This window comes from Micromonospora sp. M42, assembly GCF_000568915.1.
GTDB classification, from domain to species: Bacteria; Actinomycetota; Actinomycetes; order Mycobacteriales; family Micromonosporaceae; genus Micromonospora; species Micromonospora chalcea.
Genome location: NZ_KK037233.1, coordinates 6,320,000 through 6,340,042 on the forward strand (window position 1 = coordinate 6,320,000; position 20,043 = coordinate 6,340,042).

Annotated in this window: 16 protein-coding genes and 1 pseudogene; 11 read left to right on the forward strand and 6 right to left on the reverse strand. The window is 73.1% G+C overall.

Translation table 11 applies throughout. The features are described 5' to 3' along the window. Positions 1–559: 559 nt before the first annotated feature. The 4 genes from uvrB to MCBG_RS29320 all read left to right on the forward strand — a co-directional run bounded on the left by uvrB (position 560) and on the right by MCBG_RS29320 (position 4,912). Entirely contained in the window at positions 560–2,665 is a 2,106-nt protein-coding gene (gene uvrB, locus MCBG_RS29305; protein ID WP_043329585.1) for an excinuclease ABC subunit UvrB, read from the forward strand. 25 nt (positions 2,666–2,690) lie between these two features. Beyond that, a complete protein-coding gene (locus MCBG_RS29310; RefSeq protein WP_043329587.1) occupies positions 2,691–3,527 on the forward strand; it encodes a helix-turn-helix transcriptional regulator in 837 nt (278 codons plus the stop codon). A gap of 24 nt (positions 3,528–3,551) precedes the next feature. Then, positions 3,552–3,920, forward strand: coding sequence for a VOC family protein (locus MCBG_RS29315; protein ID WP_043329588.1), 369 nt, complete (start codon positions 3,552–3,554; stop codon positions 3,918–3,920). Between the two features lie 95 nt (positions 3,921–4,015). Beyond that, positions 4,016–4,912: a DUF5753 domain-containing protein gene (locus tag MCBG_RS29320; RefSeq protein WP_030503826.1), complete on the forward strand. Its 897-nt coding sequence runs from the start codon at positions 4,016–4,018 to the stop codon at positions 4,910–4,912. Between the two features lie 116 nt (positions 4,913–5,028). Here MCBG_RS29320 and MCBG_RS29325 read toward each other — a convergent pair whose 3' ends face one another. Next, positions 5,029–5,322: an antibiotic biosynthesis monooxygenase family protein gene (locus MCBG_RS29325; RefSeq protein WP_030503827.1), complete on the reverse strand. Its 294-nt coding sequence runs from the start codon at positions 5,320–5,322 to the stop codon at positions 5,029–5,031. Between the two features lie 385 nt (positions 5,323–5,707). Between MCBG_RS29325 and MCBG_RS29330 the strand changes: the two genes are divergently transcribed. Beyond that, on the forward strand, positions 5,708–6,706 hold the full coding sequence (locus MCBG_RS29330) for a TerC family protein (protein ID WP_043329590.1): 999 nt from the start codon (positions 5,708–5,710) through the stop codon (positions 6,704–6,706). Positions 6,707–6,714: 8 nt separating this feature from the next. Here MCBG_RS29330 and MCBG_RS29335 read toward each other — a convergent pair whose 3' ends face one another. Both MCBG_RS29335 and MCBG_RS29340 read right to left on the reverse strand, forming a co-directional pair. After that, positions 6,715–7,551 (reverse strand): C40 family peptidase, encoded by an 837-nt coding sequence (locus MCBG_RS29335; protein WP_223201373.1) that lies wholly within the window; start codon positions 7,549–7,551, stop codon positions 6,715–6,717. A 129-nt stretch (positions 7,552–7,680) separates the two neighbouring features. Then, positions 7,681–8,778 carry a mandelate racemase/muconate lactonizing enzyme family protein gene (locus MCBG_RS29340; protein ID WP_043329594.1) on the reverse strand — a complete coding sequence of 366 codons (1,098 nt, stop codon included), beginning with the start codon at positions 8,776–8,778 and terminating at the stop codon, positions 7,681–7,683. A gap of 44 nt (positions 8,779–8,822) precedes the next feature. Here MCBG_RS29340 and MCBG_RS29345 point away from each other — a divergent pair, with 44 nt between their 5' ends. Further along, complete coding sequence (locus MCBG_RS29345) at positions 8,823–9,620, forward strand: tyrosine-protein phosphatase (RefSeq protein WP_043329595.1); 798 nt, start codon at positions 8,823–8,825, stop codon at positions 9,618–9,620. 5 nt (positions 9,621–9,625) lie between these two features. Here MCBG_RS29345 and MCBG_RS29350 read toward each other — a convergent pair whose 3' ends face one another. Further along, positions 9,626–10,492 carry a serine hydrolase gene (locus tag MCBG_RS29350; RefSeq protein WP_043329596.1) on the reverse strand — a complete coding sequence of 289 codons (867 nt, stop codon included), beginning with the start codon at positions 10,490–10,492 and terminating at the stop codon, positions 9,626–9,628. 61 nt (positions 10,493–10,553) lie between these two features. On the opposite strand from MCBG_RS29350, the gene MCBG_RS29355 reads away from it, so the two are divergent. After that, entirely contained in the window at positions 10,554–11,219 is a 666-nt protein-coding gene (locus MCBG_RS29355; RefSeq protein WP_043329597.1) for a class I SAM-dependent methyltransferase, read from the forward strand. A gap of 529 nt (positions 11,220–11,748) precedes the next feature. Here MCBG_RS29355 and typA read toward each other — a convergent pair. Further along, positions 11,749–13,617, reverse strand: a complete 1,869-nt coding sequence (typA, locus tag MCBG_RS29360) for a translational GTPase TypA (protein WP_043329598.1) — start codon at positions 13,615–13,617, stop codon at positions 11,749–11,751. Between the two features lie 131 nt (positions 13,618–13,748). Here typA and MCBG_RS29365 point away from each other — a divergent pair, with 131 nt between their 5' ends. Beyond that, on the forward strand, positions 13,749–15,206 hold the full coding sequence (locus MCBG_RS29365) for a DedA family protein (RefSeq protein WP_043329599.1): 1,458 nt from the start codon (positions 13,749–13,751) through the stop codon (positions 15,204–15,206). A gap of 32 nt (positions 15,207–15,238) precedes the next feature. Beyond that, entirely contained in the window at positions 15,239–16,111 is an 873-nt protein-coding gene (locus MCBG_RS29370) for a lytic transglycosylase domain-containing protein (RefSeq protein ID WP_043329600.1), read from the forward strand. 79 nt (positions 16,112–16,190) lie between these two features. On the opposite strand, the gene MCBG_RS29375 is transcribed toward MCBG_RS29370, so the two are convergent. Continuing rightward, entirely contained in the window at positions 16,191–18,326 is a 2,136-nt protein-coding gene (locus tag MCBG_RS29375) for an MMPL family transporter (protein WP_043329601.1), read from the reverse strand. A 134-nt stretch (positions 18,327–18,460) separates the two neighbouring features. Between MCBG_RS29375 and MCBG_RS29380 the strand changes: the two genes are divergently transcribed. Both MCBG_RS29380 and MCBG_RS29385 read left to right on the forward strand, forming a co-directional pair. Continuing rightward, complete coding sequence (locus MCBG_RS29380; RefSeq protein WP_043329603.1) at positions 18,461–18,985, forward strand: MarR family winged helix-turn-helix transcriptional regulator; 525 nt, start codon at positions 18,461–18,463, stop codon at positions 18,983–18,985. A gap of 2 nt (positions 18,986–18,987) precedes the next feature. Then, a pseudogene (locus MCBG_RS29385) lies at positions 18,988–20,043 on the forward strand (CocE/NonD family hydrolase); the annotation flags it as partial.

Sequence of the window (20,043 nt, forward strand, 5' to 3'; positions counted from 1 at the left end):
CCGGGTGAGCGGGGGGAGCGCCGGTGACGAGCTCGCGGCGGCCCGGCCGGCCACGGGGCGGGCCGGGCCCGGCGTGCTGGTGCGGGGCGCGGCGGTGCCGGCGGCCGGGCTCACGGGGCACGGACTGGTCGCCGCCGCCCCGGGCGGTGAGGCGGCGGGGGCGACCCGCGCCGCGCGGGCGGCCGGCGTCGTCGGCGGACGGGGGCGCGCCGGTGTCGGGCGGCTCGCGTCGCGGCCGGCGGTCGGGAGAGGTCCCCACGAGTGGAAAACGCGAGAGCGGGGTTTCGGTGACGAGCAGGGGCGCTCGCGGCGGCCGGTCAGCGCCTGCGCGCGACCACCGTCGGCGCGCACGCCGGTCGACCCGGGTGCTGCGGCCCTGGCGCCGGGGGCAACCGGCCCTCGGAAGGGGGCGGTCGCCGGCCCGGTCGGCCGCCGCGAGCGGCCTACGGTACGAGGGTAAACCCGTGAGATGAGCCACACAATGGGAATATCGAAGCTGATCAGGGACGGTCCGTGGTCGTGGCCGGAAGTGTCGGACCGCGGGCGTACGGTTGGTGTCATGGCGCTCGACATTCCCCGGCTCGACGGCCGCTTCCAGGTCGTCAGTGAGTTCCAGCCGGCCGGTGACCAGCCGGCTGCCATCGACGAGCTTGAGCGTCGCGTGCGGCGCGGCGACCGCAACACGGTGCTGCTCGGCGCGACCGGCACCGGCAAGAGCGCCACCACGGCGTGGCTGGTCGAGCGGCTGCAGCGGCCGACCCTGGTGCTCGCCCCCAACAAGACCCTCGCGGCCCAGCTGGCGAAGGAGTTCGGCGAGCTGCTGCCGCGCAACGCCGTCGAATACTTCGTCTCCTACTACGACTACTACCAGCCCGAGGCGTACATCCCGCAGACCGACACCTACATCGAGAAGGACTCCTCGATCAACGAGGAGGTCGAGCGGCTGCGGCACTCGGCCACCATGTCGCTGCTCACCCGGCGCGACGTCATCGTGGTCGCCACCGTCTCGGCGATCTACGGGCTGGGCACGCCGGAGGAATACCTCGACCGGGCCGTGCGGGTGAAGGTGGGGCAGGAGCTGGACCGTGACCAGTTGCTGCGGCGGCTGGTCGACATCCAGTACACGCGCAACGACATGGCCTTCCAGCGCGGCACCTTCCGGGTCCGCGGCGACACGCTGGAGATCATCCCGGCGTACGAGGAGCTGGCGGTCCGCATCGAGCTGTTCGGTGACGAGATCGAGAAGCTCTACTACCTGAACCCGCTGACCGGTGACGTGGTCCGCGAGGTCGACAGCTTGATGATCTTCCCGGCCACGCACTACGCCGCCGGCCCGGAGCGGATGGAACGGGCGATCCGCGACATCGAGGCCGAGCTGGGCGAGCGGCTGGCCGAGCTGGAGCGGCAGGGCAAGCTGCTGGAGGCCCAGCGGCTGCGCATGCGCACCACCTACGACATCGAGATGATGCGGCAGGTGGGCTTCTGCTCCGGCATCGAGAACTACTCCATGCACATCGACGGCCGGCTGCCCGGCAGCCCGCCGCACTGCCTGCTCGACTACTTCCCCGACGACTTCCTCACCGTGGTCGACGAGTCGCACGTGACGATCCCGCAGATCGGCGGCATGTACGAGGGCGACGCCTCCCGCAAGCGGATGCTCATCGACCACGGCTTCCGGCTGCCCAGCGCCGCGGACAACCGTCCGCTGCGCTTCGACGAGTTCCTGGAGCGGGTGGGCCAGATGGTCTACCTGTCCGCCACCCCCGGCCCGTGGGAGCTGGAGCAGGCGCAGGGCGAGTTCGTCGAGCAGGTGATCCGCCCCACCGGCCTGATCGACCCGGAGGTCGTGGTCAAGCCGACAAAGGGCCAGATCGACGACCTCATGCACGAGATCAAGCTGCGCACCGAGCGGGACGAGCGCGTCCTGGTCACCACGCTCACCAAGAAGATGGCCGAGGACCTCTCCGACTACCTGCTGGAGAACGGCATCCGGGTGCGCTACCTGCACTCCGAGGTTGACACGCTGCGCCGGGTCGAGCTGCTGCGCGAGCTGCGCAAGGGCGACTACGACGTGCTCGTCGGCATCAACCTGCTCCGGGAGGGTCTCGACCTGCCCGAGGTCTCCCTGGTGGCGATCCTCGACGCCGACAAGGAGGGGTTCCTGCGCAGCGGCCGGTCGCTGATCCAGACCATCGGCCGGGCGGCCCGTAACGTCTCCGGCCAGGTCCACATGTACGCCGACAAGATCACGCCGTCGATGGCGGACGCGATCGACGAGACCAACCGGCGCCGGGCCAAGCAGATCGCGCACAACGAGGCGAACGGCATCAAGCCGGAGCCGTTGCGCAAGAAGATCCACGACATCCTCGACGACATCTACCGCGAGGCGGAGGACACCGAGAACAGCAACGTCGGCGGTGCCGTGCGGCAGCTCTCCCGGGGCAAGGCGCCGGTGAAGGAGACCCGCAGCCGCCGGGGCGCCGCGACCACCCCGTCCCGCGAGGGCATGGCCCGGGCCGACCTGGCCAACCTCATCCAGGAGCTCAACGACCAGATGCTCGCCGCCGCGCGGGAGCTGCAGTTCGAGCTGGCCGCACGCATCCGGGACGAGGTCGCCGACCTCAAGAAGGAGCTGCGCGGGATGGACGCCGCAGGAGTCCGGTGACCGGCGTGACGGCCGGGGCGGCGCGATGCTGACCGAGGCCGTCGTCGCGCACCCCGATCCGCGACTGCGCCAGTGGGTGGACAGCTACCTCGGCTACCGCGAGGACGTGTCCGTCCCGCTGGCGCGCCGGGAGGTGGCGGGCGCGTTCGTGGTGCTGATCCTGGGCTGGGGCGCCCCGATGGACGTCGCCGACCCGCGTGACCGGGCCCGGGGCGCGTACGGCACGAACGCCTTCCTGGCCGGCCCGTTCGACAGCTGGTGCGCCACCCGCACCGTGGGGACGGGCACCGGGGTCCAGGTGATGCTGACCGCCCCGGCGGCCCGCCGCCTGCTCGGGCTGCCGCTGGCCGAGCTGGCCAACCGGGCGGCGCCGGTCGACGCGGTGGCGGGCTGGCTGGCCCGGCTGCGCGACGAGCTGGCCGCAGCGCCGGGCTGGCCGGAGCGCTTCGCCCGGCTCGACGCCGCGCTGTCCGCGCGGCTGGCGGCGACCACGCCGGTGGACCCGCACCTGCTGGCCGCCTGGCGGCGGCTGGACGGCGGCGGGGAAGCGGTCGGCGTGGCCACCCTGGCCGAGGAGCTGGGCTGGTCGCGTCGCCACCTGTCGGTCCGGTTTCGACGGGAGTTCGGCCTGCCGCCGAGGACCGTCGCCCGTCTGCTGCGTTTCGACCGGGCGTACGCGAGCCTGGGCCGTACCGTGCTCACCGCGCCCTCCGCCGTGCCCGACGACACCGGCTGGGCGGAGCGGGCGGCCCGGTGGGGCTACTACGACCAGTCGCATCTGATCCGGGAGTTCCGCGAGTTCGCCGGCGTCACCCCGGCCGCGCTGGCCGGGCCGGGATCTCATTCGTCCAATCCGGCCTGACCGAGGCGGCGGCAGACTGGCGGCATGCAGAGCGTTTATCCCGTCTTGCGCTATCCCGACGTGCGAGCCGCCGTCGACTTCCTCTGTTCCGCGTTCGGCCTCACCGTGCGCGAGCTGCACGAGCTGCCCGACGGCACCCTGGTCCACGTCGAGCTGGAGTACGCCGGCGATCTGGTGATGCTCGGCCCGGGGCCGGCGCCGCAGCCCCGCCCGGCCGACGACGACTACCGCGTCTACCTGGCGATCGAGGACGTCGACGCGCATCACGAGCGGGCCGGGGCGGCCGGCGCGGAGATCATCAGGGCGCCGTTCGACACCGACTACGGCTCCCGTGACTACATCGCCCGCGACCTGTCCGGGCACGTCTGGTCGTTCGGCACCTACCGCCCCTGAACGACTGGCGCCTACTCCGGGCGTGGTAGCGCTGTGTGGGCGAGGTATTGCCGAGCGTGATGGTCATGCGTACTCTCCTCCCCTGGGAGGCGTGCATGCCGTTGTCAGCAAGTCCCGTGGTCCGGAGGGCGCGGCTCGGTGTGGAGCTGCGCCGGCTGCGCCGTCGCGAGTCGCTCACGTTGGAGCAGGTCTGTGTCCGGCTGGGTTGGGCGTCCACCTCGAAGCTGTCCCGCATCGAGCTGGGGCAGAGTCGGCCCGACCTGGCCGACGTGCTCGACCTGCTCGACGTCTATCAGGTGCCGTCACCGCAGCGGGACGAGCTGATAGTCATCGCCCGGGACGCCGCCACCGGACGCGGCTGGTCCCGGGCGCTCGGCGAGATGGGCGAACGGCAGCGGGCGTACGTCGAGCTGGAGGCGGGCGCCGAGCGCATCGTCGAGTATCAGTGCGCGCTCGTGCCCGGCCTGCTCCAGACCCCGGCGTACGCCCGGTTGCGCGTATCGGCGGGCGCGGCGCTGACCGGGGACGTGGACGTGGAGGCCGAGGTCCGCGCCCGCGCGGCGCGTCAGGAGCTGCTGATCCGGCCGGATCCGCCGCACTACACGGCGCTGATCGACGAGCGGGTCTGCGACCCGGACGGCCTGCCCGGTGACGTGTGGCGTGACCAGATGCGGCATCTGCTCGCCCTCGCCGAGCGGCCTCGCGTCAGCGTCCGGCTGCTGCCCGGCGCGTCCTGCGGCGACGGCCCGCACCCGCTCGCGCCGTTCTCCTACTACGCCTACCCCGATCCGGCGGACCCGCGCACCGTGCTGGTGGAGACGCTGACCACCGACGTGCGCCTGGTGTCCGAGACGGACGTGAGCCACTACGAACGGGTCATCGAGCGGCTGCTCGCGGTCGCGCTGCCACCCGATGCCACGGCCGAGCTGGTGGCCCGGCGGCTGGGGGCTGCGCCGGTGCCCCGTCAGCGCGATCCGCACGACCTGGGCTGACCGGCGCGAGCTGGATCGACCGGCACGAGCTGGCGCGACCACCGGGCCCGGCGCCCCCGATGACCGTCGGGGCCGGTGGCCGCGCAGCGCGCAGGCTACGGCACGGGTACGACAGTTCAGGCCGGGACGTCGGTGAAGTGCTCGACCAGCGGCGGCCCGGCGAAGTACGGGCCGATCAGCCCGCGCCACTGCGCGAACCGGTCGGTCTGGCGGAAGTTCACGTCGTGCGCCTCGACCGAGTCCCACTCGACCAGCAGGACGAACCGGGTGGGCGACTCCACGCCCCGGGTCATCCGCACGGAACGGCAGCCCTCGGCGCCGGCGAGGATCGGCCGTGCCTGCGCGTAGGCGGCGGCGAAGTCGTCCTCGTTTCCGGGCGTCACATCGATCAGCGCGACCTCAAGAACCATGTCCGCAGCCTGCCATGCCACCCCGCCGGGTGTACGCACCGGGGGAGACGCCCGGGCGAGAGTTGCTGGGCTAGCCTCCTAGGATGCGCTACGCGGGGTGAGGCGGCGCACGTCACCCAGCCGTACGACGGCCCGGAGATGCGGCACCTGGGTGTGATGGTGAACAATGGCGCCCGAGGAGGGGAGTATTCCCTCGCGGTGGAGTCGTCAGCACGGAAGAGCGCCGGTACCTTACGGTGGCCCGACCCGGCTCCGTCGGTCGGAACCTGCTGTCAGGCTCCGGCGGAAGAGACCTCCGACAGTCACCCCTGTCAGCGTCGACGCACCCCTGCAGCCCACCCGGCGTACGGTGTGCCCGAGGCCGCGTGTCTGCCGGAGGATGGATTTGAACGTGTCCGCATTGGTGTGGGCGGTAACGCTGATCGCGATGATCGCGGTCCTGCTCGCCGACCTGTTCATCATCGGCCGGCGACCGCACGAGCCCAGCGTCCGCGAGTCCAGCCTCTGGGTGGGCTTCTACGTCGGCCTGGCGCTGATCTTCGGCGGGGTGCTCTGGCTGACCGCCGGTGGCCGCGTGGCGGGGGAGTTCTACACCGGCTGGCTCACCGAGTACAGCCTCTCGGTGGACAACCTCTTCGTCTTCGTCATCATCATGGCCCGCTTCGGGGTGCCCCGGCAGTATCAGCAGAAGGTGCTGCTCGTCGGCATCATCCTGGCGCTGGTCATGCGTGGCGGCTTCATCGCGGCCGGCGCGGCGCTGATCTCCCAGTTCTCCTGGGTGTTCTACATCTTCGGCGCGTTCCTCATCTACACCGCGGTGAACCTGGCCCGGCAGGGCGAGCCGGACGAGGACGAGTTCAGCGAGAACGTGCTGATCCGGTGGAGCCGGCGGGCGCTGCCGCTGTCCCGGGACTACGACGGGGCGAAGATCACCACCCGGGAGAACGGTCGGCGGCTGTTCACCCCGATGCTGATCGTGATGATCGCGATCGGCACCACCGACCTGATCTTCGCGCTCGACTCGATCCCGGCGATCTTCGGCATCACCCAGGAGCCGTACCTGGTCTTCACCGCCAACGTCTTCGCCCTGATGGGGCTGCGGCAGCTCTACTTCCTGCTCGGCGGCCTGCTGGACCGGCTCATCTACCTCAGCTACGGCCTCGCCGTGGTGCTCGGCTTCATCGGCGTGAAGCTGATGCTGGAGGCGCTCGCCGACAACCACCTGCCGTTCATCAATGGCGGCGAGCCCGTGGGGTGGGCCCCGCACATCCCGATCTGGCTGTCGCTCACCGTCATCCTCGGCACCCTGGCCGTGGCCACTGCGGCAAGCCTGGCGAAGTCGTCGCGGGACCGGCGACGGGAGCTGGTCAAGACCCGCCCCTGACCGCAGGGTCAGACGCGGTGCGCGCCGACGAGCGTGGCGGCCCGGTCGGCGGGCAGCTCCTCCTCGACCACCCGGCGGGTCAGGTAGCAGGCGTGCAGCATCCGGCGCCGGCCGCCGTGCGGCTCGGCCGAGACGATCCCGACGTGGTGGACGCGCCGGCCGGGCCGCGCGAAGAAGTAGAGGTCGCCGGGACGTTCGTCGCCGAGCGCCACCGGCGTCGTCGCGTCCGCCTGGTCGTCGGCGTCGCGGGGGAGCGTGATCCCGTGCCGCCGCCAGGCCAGGTGGACCAGCCCGGAGCAGTCGATGCCGTCGGTGGACAGGCCGCCCCAGACGTAGAGCAGGTCACGCAGCCGCTCGGCGACCGCGAGCACCTCCTTGGCCTCGGGGCGTTCGGCCGGCAGCGGCACCAGGTCGCCCTCCGGGGCCCACAGCGGGTCGGCCCGACCCGGTACGCGGACCGGTCGCCCGCCGTCCACCGGCCGCCCGGCCGACTCCAGGCGGGTGCCGAGCACCAGGCCGCGAAGCGCCGGTGCTCCACCCGGCGAGGCGTGCAGCGTGGTGTGGGCGACGTCGACGGTCAGCGCGGCGCCGGCCGGCTCGGCGGTGGTCAGGTGGGCGGTCCGCACCCAGCCCGGGTAGCCGTCGGCGCCGTGTTTCGCGGCGGGCTGGCCGAGCGCGACGACGCGGGCCCAGCCGTCCGGCCGCGTCTCGGTGATCCGTACCGGCTCGCCGAGCAGCAACTGGGTCAGGACGCAGTCACCGACCCGCTGGTCGCGGTCCATCCCGGCGATCCAGCCGGCGACGTCGGGGCAGTCGGCGAGAGCGGGCCGGTCGATCGGGCGCACCGCATCGGGTGCTGTCCACAGGGTCGCCACCGGCACCCGTACGACGGCCTGTCGGCACGGTTGAGGCGCCACGCGTACCCCTCTCTGGAATGGTTCTCCGGGCGACCATATGAAAAATTCTGCCGCTACTCAACCATGTGACTGAATTTTAGCTTCACGGAGGCCGGTGACGCCGAGACCTGGCGCGTCCGGCAGCAGCACGCTCGCGCCCTCGTACCGGATGCCGCCGGTCACCGGCGACCAGGCCAGCCACCAGGCGGCGTCGAGGTCCGACACGGCGGTGGTGCCGTAGGCGGCGACCAGGCTGGCGGCGGCGCCCACGCCGACCGGGCCCTCCATCATCGAGCCGACGATGGTGCCCATGCCGTGCGCGGCGGCCAGGTCCAGCAGCGTGCGGGCCGGTTGCAGCCCACCGCACTTGGCCAGCTTCACGTTGACCATGTCGGCGGCCCGCCGCCGGATCACCTCGACCATGTCCCGCACGTCGAAGACGGACTCGTCGGCCAGGATCGGCAGCCCGACCCGGTCGCTGACCCAGGCCAGCCCGTCCAGGTCACGGCGGTGCACCGGCTGCTCGACCAGCTCGACGTCGAGCCCCGCGTCCTCGATCGCGCGGATCACCCGCACCGCCTCCCGGGGCGTCCAGCCCTGGTTGGCGTCCAGCCGGATCCGCACGTCCGGCCCGACCGCGGCCCGCACCGCGCGCACCCGGTCCAGGTCGCCGCGGGCGTCGGTGCCGACCTTGAGCTTGAGCACCCCGAACCCCTCGGCACCGCGCCGCGCCGCCGTCGCGGCCAGGTCGACCGCGTCGCCGGCGGCCAGCGTGACATCCGTCGGCACCCGCAGCGCCGTGCCGCCGAGCAGACGCACCAGGGGTACGCCGAGCCGCCGCGCGGCCAGGTCGTGCAGCGCCACGTCGACCGCCGCCTTCGCCGACTCGTTGCCGACCACGGCGCGACGCACCAGGGCGCAGCCCGCCTGGAGATCGTCGGCGTCCCGGCCGATCAGCAGCGGCGCGAGCAGTTCGCGTACGCACGCCTCGGCGCCGGCCACCGACGCGCCGGTCACCTGCCAGACCTGCGGCGCCTCACCGAAACCCGAGCGGCCGTCGCCGTCGATCACCTCCACGACCAGCGTGTCCACTGTGGTGGTGCGGCGCAGCGCGGTGACGAACGGGGTGTGTAAGGGGGCCGACAGACGGTGGGTGCGTACCGCGGCGATGGTCATGTGGGGCACCCTATAGCCAACTGGCGGCGAGCAGGGGAGGGCCGATGACCGGGCGGGAATGGGAGCTGGTGGGCGCGCCGAACGCGCGTGACCTGGGCGGACTGCCGACGACAGACGGGCGGCGGGTACGCGCCGGGCGGCTCATCCGCACGCCCGCGCTGGGCCGGCTCACCGACGAGGACCTGCCGGTGCTGGGCAAGCTCGGCCCGGCCTGCGTGGTGGACCTGCGTGACGTCCACGAGCAGGCGGTGGCCCCGCCGGACCGGCTGGCCGGTGCGCCCCGCGTGGTGCACCTGCCCGTCTACGACGCGGCGCATCCCGTCTTCACGTACGTCTCGGCGGTGCTGCAGGGCCACGACCTGAACGCCTACGCGGCGCTGGCCCGGGAGGGCATGCCGGGGGCGATGACGGCGATCTACCGCTGGTTCGTCACCGGCGAGTCGGCGCGGGCCGGTTTCAGCGCGGCGGTGCGGCTGGCCGTCGAGGACGCGAACCTGCCGCTGCTGTTCCACTGCTCGGCCGGCAAGGACCGCACCGGCTGGCTGTCGGTGGTGCTGCTGACCGCGCTGGGCGTCCAGGAGGAGGCGATCCGCGCCGACTACCTGGTGCACAACGAGCTGACCGAGAGCCTGCGCGAGGTGCTGCTGTCCGCGATGATCCAGCGCCGGCCGGACCTGGATCCGGCGGTGGCGCGGCCGCTGCTGGAGGTGCGCCCGGAATACCTGGACGCCGCCTACGACGAGGTGCGCCGGACGCACGGCTCGTTCGAGGCGTACCTGCGCGACGGTCTGGGGGTGACCGACGCGGACCGCGCGGCGCTGCGCGAGCGGCTGCTGGAGTAGCCGGGTCAGCCGGCCAGGTCGTTTCGCGCCGCCCAGACCCGCGCGGAGACGTGCGCGATCAGCCGGCAGGCGTCGTCCTCCACCTCGTCGCCGTCCGCGCCGCCGTCGGCCAGGTCGGTGGTGGTGCAGACGACGATCGTGTACGGCGGCGCGTCGTCCGGGAAGACCACGCCGGCGCCGTGGCGCACGCCGCGCACCCAGCCGTTCTTGTGCGCGATGCGGGTGCCGTCGGGCAGCCCGGCGGCCAGGTCCTCGCGGTGCTCCTGGGCGGCGAGCACGTCGAGCATGGCCGCGCAGGCAGACGGCGAGGCGAGCGGGCCGGGCCGGGTCGCGCCGAGCGCCAGCTCGCCGAGCAGGGCGGCCAGGTCGGCGGCGGTGACCAGGTTGTCGATGCCGGAGTCGCGGGCGGCGAAGTCCTCGATGCCGCGGCCGGTGACGCTGTGCCGCGCCCCGGCGAGCGCCCACGCCCGCGCCACGGCGGGCAGCCCCACCTGGCCGATGCAGATGTTCGTGGCCAGGTTGCTGGACCGGACGATCATCCGTTCGGCGAGCCAGCGCAGCGGCGCGTCCCCGCCGACGCGGTCCCAGACCGCCTCGTCGTTGTCGTAGTTCCGGGCGTTGGCGAACCGGGGCGCGCCCGGCAGCGCGGAGTCGAACGAGTTGCGCACCGGCACCGGCGCGTCCAGGTCGAGCCGGCCGGCCTCGGCGGCGCGGAACAGCGCCACCAGCACGGCGAGCTTCATGGTGCTCGCCGCGTAGTGGGTGGCGTCGGCGCGCCGCGTCCACGCCGGCCGCGCGCCGGGCCGGCCCACGTACGCGGAGACGGTGCCGGGCACCTTGTCCAGGTGCGCGTCGAGCTCCTCCCAGGTCATGGGGGCACCGTAGCCGATCTGCGGGGCAGCGGCGGGCCCGGTGCGGGGCTAGCGTGCGGAGATGACGACCCCGTTGTACGACGACATCGCCGACTGGTACGAGGAGTACGCCAGCGAGACCTCGTCGGTCTACATGGACCGGATCCGGTCGGTGCTGGCCGGCCTGCTGGGCGAGGGCCCGGGCCGCTGCCTGGACCTGTGCTGCGGCACCGGCGCGCACGCGGCCGAGCTGCGCCGTCTCGGATGGACGCCGGTGGGTGTGGATCTGTCCGGCGGGCAACTGCGCCACGCCCGGTCGCGGCTGCCGGTGGCCCGGGCTGACGCGACAGCGCTGCCGCTGGCCGCCGGCGCGGTGCCGGCCGCGGTGTGCGTGCTCGCGCACACCGACATGCCCGACTATCCGGCCGCGCTCGCGGAGGCGGCGCGGGTGCTGGCGCCCGGTGGCCGGCTGGTGCACGTCGGGGTGCACCCGTGTTACGTGGGCGCGTTCGCCGACCGGTCCGAGCCGGAGCGGATCGTGATCGACGGCGGGTACGCCTCACGGGAGCACACGCTGCGGTCGTGGAACGTCGTCGGGGTGCGGGCGCGTGTCGGCGCCTGGCACCTGCCCCTGGCCGACCTGCTCAACGCCGTCACCGCGGCCGGTCTGGTGGTGACCCGGGTGGTCGAGTCCGGCTCCGGGCCTGTCCCCGACGCCCTGGCGATCGCCGCCACCAAGCCCCGCTGACGCCTCGTCCCCGCGATCGTCCTGCTACGGGCGTTCGTCCGGGGCAGTGCCGCCACCGCTGTCGCCCGACCTCCACCGTGGTCGGCCACTCGTCCGCCCGCTTCCGGGATCCGCCCGCCCGCTCCTGCCCCCGTCCGCCGGCTTCCGCCTGCGTCGGCCCGCTCGCTTCTCCTCCGCCCACCGGTTCCGGCCTGCGTCGGGCCGTCCACTGCTGGCTCAGTCCGCCAGTTCCGCGTCATCCGACGGCCGCTCCCATGCCGTCCGCGGAGACCGCCCAATCTCCCACTATCCGGGATCTAGAAGGTCATATCCCGAGATCCGTGTAGATCTTGGTAGGAATCGGCCCCTGGAGGGGCCATTTTGTACCAAGATCTCGCGCTTGGCGGTCGATCATGAGGTTGGCGGCGGTTATGGAGATCGAAAACGCCGCCAACCTCATGATCAACGGGGCAGGGCAGGGCAGAGGGGGAGAGACGGGGGAGCCCGGTCCGCCTGGGGGCGGGCCGGGCTCCGGGTGGGGCGGGGTGGGTCAGCCTGCGTGCTTGCGGCGGGCCGCCATCCGGCCGCGCTGGGTCTGGTCCAGCACCACCTTGCGGATGCGCACCGCGGCCGGGGTGACCTCGACGCACTCGTCCTCGCGGCAGAACTCCAGCGCCTGCTCCAGGGACAGCTTGCGCGGCGGGATCAGCTTCTCGGTCTCGTCGGCGGTCGACGAGCGCATGTTGGTGAGCTTCTTCTCCTTGGTGATGTTGACGTCCATGTCGTCGGAGCGGGAGTTCTCGCCGACGATCATGCCCTCGTACACCTCGGTGCCCGGCTCGACGAAGAGCTGGCCGCGTTCCTGGAGGTTGGTCATCGCGAACGCGGTGACCGCGCCGGCCCGGTCGGCGACCAGCGACCCGTTGTTGCGGGTGCGCAGCTCGCCGAACCACGGCTCGTACGACTCGAAGACGTGGTGCAGGATGCCGGTGCCGCGGGTCTCGGTGAGGAACTCGGTGCGGAAGCCGATCAGGCCGCGCGCCGGGACCAGCCACTCCATCCGGATCCAGCCGGTGCCGTGGTTGACCAGCTGCTCCATCCGGCCCTTGCGGGTGGCCAGGAGCTGGGTGATCGCGCCCAGGTACTCCTCCGGGGCGTCGATGGTCAGCCGCTCGACCGGCTCGCAGGTCTTCCCGTCGATCTCCCGGGTGACGACCTGCGGCTTGCCGACGGTGAGCTCGAAGGACTCGCGGCGCATCTGCTCGACCAGGATCGCCAGGGCCAGCTCACCACGGCCCTGCACCTCCCAGGCGTCCGGCCGCTCGGTGGGCAGCACCCGCAGCGACACGTTGCCGATCAGCTCCTTGTCGAGCCGGTCCTTGACCATCCGGGCGGTGACCTTGGCGCCCTTGACCCGGCCTACCAGCGGCGAGGTGTTGGTGCCGATGGTCATCGAGATGGCCGGCTCGTCCACGGTGATCAGCGGCAGCGGCACCGGGTTCTCGGCGTCGGCGAGTGTCTCACCGATCATGATCTCCGGGATGCCGGCCACGGCGATGATGTCGCCCGGCCCGGCGGACTCGGCCGGCTTGCGCTCCAGGCCCTCGGTCATCAGCAGCTCGGAGATTCGTACCCGCTGGGTGCTGCCGTCGGTGCGGCACCAGGCCACGGTCTGGCCCTTGCTGATCGTGCCCTGGCGGACCCGGCACAGCGCGAGCCGGCCCAGGAACGGCGAGGCGTCGAGGTTGGTGACGTGCGCCTGCAGCGGCGCGCCCTCGTCGTACGCGGGCGCGGGGATGGTGTCCAGCAGGGTGCGGAACAGCGGCTCCAGGTTGCTGCTGTCATCCGGGACCGCGCCGTCGGCGGGCTGGGTCAGCGAGGCGATGCCGTCGCGGGCGCAGGCGTAGACGATCGGGAAGTCGATCTGCTCCTCGTCGGCGTCCAGGTCGAGGAAGAGCTCGTAGGTGTCGTCCACGACCTCCTTGATCCGGGCGTCCGGACGGTCCACCTTGTTGATCACCAGGATGATCGGCAGCCGCGCGCGCAGCGCCTTGCGGAGCACGAACCGGGTCTGCGGCAGGGGGCCCTCGCTGGCGTCGACCAGCAGCACCACACCGTCGACCATGGTCAGGCCGCGCTCGACCTCGCCGCCGAAGTCGGCGTGACCGGGGGTGTCGATGATGTTGATGGTGACCGGTTCCGAGCCGTCCGCCGGCAGGTACCGCACGCCGGTGTTCTTGGCGAGGATGGTGATGCCCTTCTCGCGCTCGAGGTCCATCGAGTCCATGACCCGCTCGGTGTTCTCACCGCGGGCGCCGTAGGCGCCGGCCTGCCGCAACATGGCGTCGACCAGGGTCGTCTTGCCGTGGTCGACGTGGGCGATGATGGCGACGTTGCGGAGGTCGGTGCGTAGCTGCATACCCTCCATACTCCTGTCTGCGGTAGCCCGGGCACGCCTCGGGGTCACCCCGAGATCGCCCGGATCTGCGTCGAAAGTGCTGTGCCGACCGTTCCAGCGACTGGCATGCTGACACCCGTGCGGGGTGTCCGATGCCTGACCTGCTGAGCTGGCTGCAGGAGCTGCCGCCCCTGCTGATCTACCTGGCCGCCGCGGCGATCGTCGCGGCGGAGACCGCGGTGATCGTCGGGCTGCTGATGCCCGGCGAGGCGACCCTGCTTCTGGTCGGCTTCCTAGCGTACGCGGGGACGCTGCGCCTCGCGCCCGTGCTGGTGGCCATGACCGCCGCCGCCGTGATCGGAGACACACTCGCGTGGCGGGCCGGGCGGCGGTACGGCCCACGGCTGCGCGCCTCGGGGGTGGGTGCCCGGATCGGGGCGCACCGGTGGCGGCGGGCCGACTCGCTGCTGGACCGGCTGGGCGGTCGCGGCGTGCTGGCCGCCCGCTGGATCGCGTTCGCCCGTACGCTGGCGCCCCGGCTGGCCGGGTCGGCCGGAATGCCGTACCGGCGGTTCGCGCCGTGGAACCTCGCCGGGGTGGCGAGCTGGGTCGGCGCCTCGGTGCTGGCCGGTTACCTGGCCGGGGAGTCGTACGAGCGGGTGTCGAAGCTGCTCGGCCAGGCCACCGGGGCGGTGCTGGCCCTGCTGCTGTGCCTGCTCGGCGTGGTGCTGGCGGGCCGCTGGCTGGGGCGCAACCCGGACCCGGTGCGCGCGCTGGCCGCCCGGGCCGCCGCGCTGCCGCCGCTGCGCTGGCTGCGGTCCCGGTACGGCGTGCTGTTCTTCCTGGTCGCGATGCGGGTCGGCCCGGCCTGGAGCCTGCTGGTCAACCTGGTGCTGGGGCTGGCGCTGCTGTTCGTCGCCGGGCTGGCCGTGGCGCTGCTGCTGGAGGCGGTGGTCCGGCACAGCGGGCTGGGTGTCCTCGACGGGCTGGTCTCCGACTGGTTCGCCGCCCGGCGTACCCCCGGGGTGGTCGACGCGGCGCAGGCCGCGGTGTCGGGGCTGCGCGGCTGGCTGCTCATCGCCGCGGTCGCCGTGGTGGCGGCCGTGGTGACGGGGCGGGGCCGGCCGTGGCGGGCCGACCCGCTCGGGGTGCTGGGCACCGTCGGCGCGGCAGTGCCGCTGGTGTTGCTCGTCGTTGTCGCGGAGCTGACTGATCCGGGTGGCCCGGACCGGGCCGGTGACCTGTTCCCGACCCAGAACGCGGTGGTGACGGCGAGCTTCGGCACGCTGGCCTGGCTGCTGTCCCGCGGCGCGCGCTGGCCGGTCGGCGTGGCCGTGTGGACGGCCGCGTCGGCAGGCGTGGTCATGGTCACCGGCGCGCGGCTCTACCTGGGACTCAGCACCGCGAGCGGCACCGTCACGGCGGTGCTGCTGGGCATCGCCTGGACCACCGTGTTCGTGGTGGCGTGGGCGACCCGGGACCGGCTGGCGGACGGCGCCGAGCGGCCGGACCCGGCGGATGGCGGCCCGGCCCCACGGGACGCGCCGCCCCGGCCCCGGCGGCGCCGGTCGGCGTCTCGGGTACCCCGCGGACCTGCCGATCCTTGTTAGGGTGCGCCGACGGCAACGACGGGGGAGGTCGGATGCGGCGAGGATTCGGCAGGTGGGCCGCGGTGGCGGTGGCGGCGCTGCTCGCGACGGGCACGCTGACGGCGTGCGGCGAACAGGAACGGCCGGTCCGCGAGGTCGCCGCGGACCTGCCCACGGCGGCGCCGGCGGACGAACCGCAGGAGGCGCCCGCCGACGCGCCCAGCGAGGAGCCACCGGCGGTCGCGGCGATGGGTGGGCGGCCCAGCCCGAGCGCGTCGGCGAAACCGAAACCGGCCGCGAAGCCGTCCCGCACGTCCACGGCCCCGCTGGCCAAGCCGAAGCCGCCGACCGAGACCCAGGTGCCTCCCGCCCCGCCGAAGCCGGCGGACGAGGGCTGTAAGCCGAGCTACCGGGGCACCAAGGCCAGCCAGAGCCAGGTGAAAGCGGCGCTCGCCGATGCCGCGGCGCGCACCTACTGGCCCACCTCGGCGCCGGACATCCGCATCCCGTCGGCCCTGATGAAGGCCACCGCCTGGCAGGAGAGCGGGTGGCAGTCCAACATCATCGCCTGCGATGGCGGGGTCGGGCTGATGCAGGTCATGCCGGCCACGGCGGAGTGGATGAACCAGCGGTTCGGGCAGTCGTACGACATCGACGCCTACCGCGACAACGCCTACCTGGGCGGCACGTACCTGGCCTGGCTGACCAAGTACATCGGCGACATGTACTTCGAGTCCGACTACCGCCTCGACGCCTCGCTGTGCACGTCCACGTTGAACTCCTGCCTGCTCAACGCCGTGATCGCGGCGTACAACTACGGGCACGGCGCGGTGGCGCGGGAGGACCAGCCGCTGACCATCCCCAACCCGCAGTACGTGCGCAACGTGCGGGCGCTGATGACCGAGTGCGAGTGCCTGAGCTTCTGAGCGAACGAGCGAACGAGCGAACGGAACAAACGAACGGGCGGGGCCGGCGAACGTGCCGGCCCCGCCCTGTCCGTCCAGGTCAGTCCCGCGCGGGCACCGGCTCGGCCGGCGCGTCGACGGCGTCGCTGGGCGCGTCGGCGTCCCGGGTGATCCGGCCGGGCCACCAGAACCGGTCGCCGAGCAGGAACGCCAGCGACGGCACCAGCACGGTACGGACCAGCAGCGTGTCCAGCAGCACACCGATGCAGACGATGATGCCGATCTGGGTGAGCGTGATCAGCGGCAGCACGCCGAGCACCGCGAAGACCGCGGCGAGCAGCACGCCCGCGCTGGTGATGACGCCGCCGGTGACCCGCAGCGCCGACAGCATGCCGTCGCGGGTGCCGGTGCGCCGGGCGTCCTCCCGGGCCCGGGTGACCAGGAAGATGTTGTAGTCGACGCCGAGCGCCACCAGGAAGACGAACGCGAGCAGCAGCACCCCGCTGTCCAGCGCCGGGAAGTCCAGCACGTGGTCGAAGAGCAGCCAGGCCGCGCCGAGGCTGGCGAAGAACGACGCGATCACGGTCACCACCAGCAGCAGCGGCGCCAGGATTCCGCGCAGCAGCAGCACCAGCACCGCGCCGACCAGCAGCAGGATGAGCGGCAGGATCAGCTTGAGGTCCTTGGTGTTCGCCTCGTTCGAGTCGTAGGTCGCGGCGACCGAACCACCGACGAGGGCGCCGTCGGGGGCGTCCGCGCCGTCCACGGTGGGCGGCGCGGAATCCGGTACGGCGGCCACGGCGTCGCGCAGCGCCACCACGGCCCGGTCGGAGGCGGCGCTGCCGGGCTCGGCGGTGAGCACCACGTCGATCTGGGCTACCCGGTCTCCGGCGGCGCCCGGCCGGGCCGAGGCGACCCCGTCGACGTCGGAGGCGGCGGCGAGCACCGCCGGGGCGGCCTGCGGGTTGGTGAGCACCGCAACCGGCTGGGTGCTGCCGGCCGGGAACGCCCGGGCGAGCGTCTCCGCCCCGGCGACCGCCTCCGGCTTCTCGCTGAACTGCTCGGTCTCGGACAGGCCGGTGCGGATGCCGAGGCCGCCGAGGGCCAGGCCGGCGAGCAGCAGGACGGCGAGCGCGGCGACCGGCAGCGGCCGGCGGATGACCATCTCGCCGAGGCGGCCCCAGATCCGGCCCTCGCGCGCGGCGCTGCCGACGCGGGGGATGAACGGCCAGAACAGGCCCCGGCCGAACAGCAGCAGGGCTGCGGGGAGCACGAACAGGGCGGAGAGCATGGCGAGGATCACACCGGTGGCGCAGGCGATGGCGAGCGCCCGGTTGGTCTCCTGCTCGGACAGCAGCAGCGTGAGCACGCCGAGGACGACGGTGCTGCCGCTGGCCAGGATCGGTTCGGCGGTGCGGCGCAGCGCCGAGCGCATGGCGGCGAACCGGTCCTCCTCCCGGCGCAGCTCCTCCCGGTAGCGGGCGATGAGCAGCAGGGCGTAGTTGGTCGCGGCGCCGAACACCAGCACGCTGGCGATGCCGGTGACCTGGCCGCTGGGCAGGTAGATGCCGAACGCGGGCACGAGGGACTCCACCACGCGCAGCGTGATCTGCTCGGTCGCGCCCACCACGAGCAGCGGTACGAGCCACAGGAACGGGCTGCGGTAGGTGACCAGCAGCAGCACCGCCACCACGGCGGCGGTGACCAGCAGCAGCGTGGTGTCCGCGCCCTGGAACACCTTGCCCAGGTCGGCGGTGAACGCGGGCCCGCCGGTGACCTCGACGGTCAGCTCGCCGGGCAGGTCACCGACCGTCTCGCGGAGCTTCTCCACCTCGTCGACCACCGCCGACGGGCCGCCCTCGGTGGACAGCGGCACCGCGACCAGCGCCACGGTCCCGTCCGGGGAGACCTGGGCGGGGGAGACCCGGCCGCCGGCGGCGAGTGAGCTCAGCTGGCCGGTGAGGCCGTCGAGCTGACCTCGGTCGGCGCCGCTCAGCGGGGCCTGGTCGGCGCGGCTGACCACGACCAGGGCGGTCTGGGCGTCCTTCGAGGGCAACTGGTCCTGCAGCCGTTCGACCTGCGTCGACTGCCATTTCACGGACAGGCCGGTGCCGGAGACCGGGTCGGGATTGTCCGGCTTCGGCAGCCCGAAGGCGACTACGCCGACGACGAGCGCGACGGCCAGGGTGAGCCAGGCGGCGAGCCGGCCCCGGACGACGCGGGAGAACAGTGACATCGGATGCCCTCACTATTTGGTCGCGGAGGATTCTCTCTGAACGAGTATCTTGATAAGCGAGATTATCCGGGGTGGTTCTATGCTGCAACCGGATCAGTTCGGGCAGGGGGTGTCGGCGAACGGTGGCGCACAGGATGTACCGGCGACGGGACGACCCGCGCGGGCGGATGATCGCCGAGATCACCAACGACCTGCGCCGATACTCCGTCGACGCCCAGCACATCGGGCACGCCTTCGCCGGACTGCACGGGCTCAACGCCACCGACCTGCAGGCGTTGATCGCGGTGATGGAGGCCGAGTTGATCGGCGACCCGATCACCCCCGGCCGCCTCGGTGAGGCGCTCAACATCTCCTCCGGGTCGGTGACCGCCCTCGTCGACCGCCTGGAACGCGGCGGCCACATCCGCCGCGACCGGGACACCGCCGACCGCCGCAAGATCCTCCTGCACTACGCCGACCGTGGCGCCACGCTGGCGCAGAGCTTCTTCGGCCCGCTCGGGCGCCGCACCGACGAGGTGATGGACCGCTTCACCGACGACGAGCTGGCCGTGGTGCAGCGGTTCATGGCGGAGATGGTGCGCTCCATGCGTACCCACCGGGACGAGATCCGCGCCGCGCCCCGCCGCGGCGCCGCACCCGGCCCCGGCGAGGGCGACTGACCGTGCGGCTGGTCACCCGGGCCGCCGCCGCGGCGCTGCGACTACCGGCCGCCCGCACCGGGCGGGTCACCGTCACCCGGGACATCCCGGTCCGGGTCCGCGACGGGGTGACGCTGCGCGCCGACCACTACGCCCCCGACCTGCCCGGCGCGCACTGCGTGCTGATCCGCACCCCGTACGGGCGGGGCGGGCCGATCCGCCTGCTCGGCCGCCTGATCGCCGAGCGGGGCTTCCACGTGGTCATCCAGTCCTGCCGCGGCACGTACGGCTCGGGCGGCGAGTTCGCGCCGCTGGTGCACGAGCGCGACGACGGCCTCGACACGCTGGACTGGCTGCGCCGCCAGCGGTGGTGGACCGGCGCGTTCGGCATGTTCGGCGCCAGCTACCAGGGCTTCGTGCAGTGGGCGCTCGCCGCCGAGGCTGGCGACGAGCTGCGCGCGATGGTCGCCGTGGTGACCGCGTCGGGCACCCGCGACTCCACGTACGCGGGGGAGTCGTTCGCCCTGGACACGGTGCTCACCTGGGCCGAGCTGCTCCAGGCGCAGACGGTGCCCTGGCTGGCCCGGCAGTGGGAACTCAAGCGCGGTCAGCCCCGCCTCGTCCGTGCCCTGGCGCACCTGCCGCTGGCCGAGGCGGACCGGGTCGCCACCGGTGTCACGGTGCCGTTCTTCCAGGAGTGGCTGCGCCACCACACCCCCGACGCCGACTACTGGCGTACCCGGGTCTTCGGCGAACGGATCACCGAGGTGCGCGCCCCGGTCGCCATGGTCAGCGGCTGGCAGGACATCTTCCTGCCGGCCCAGCTCGACGACTACGCCCGCCTGCGGGCCGCCGGAGCGCGACCCCGCCTGGTCGTCGGCCCCTGGACCCACGGCAGCCCGGGGCTGCTCCTGGCGTCGCTGCGCGAAGGGCTGGACTGGCTCGACACGCACCTGGCGGGGCGGCCCGCGCCGCAGCGCGCGCCGGTGCGGGTGCACGTCGCGGCGCCGGCGGCGGCTGGCGTGACCTGCCGGACTGGCCGCCGCCCGCCACGCCCGTGCGGTGGCACCTGCGCTCGG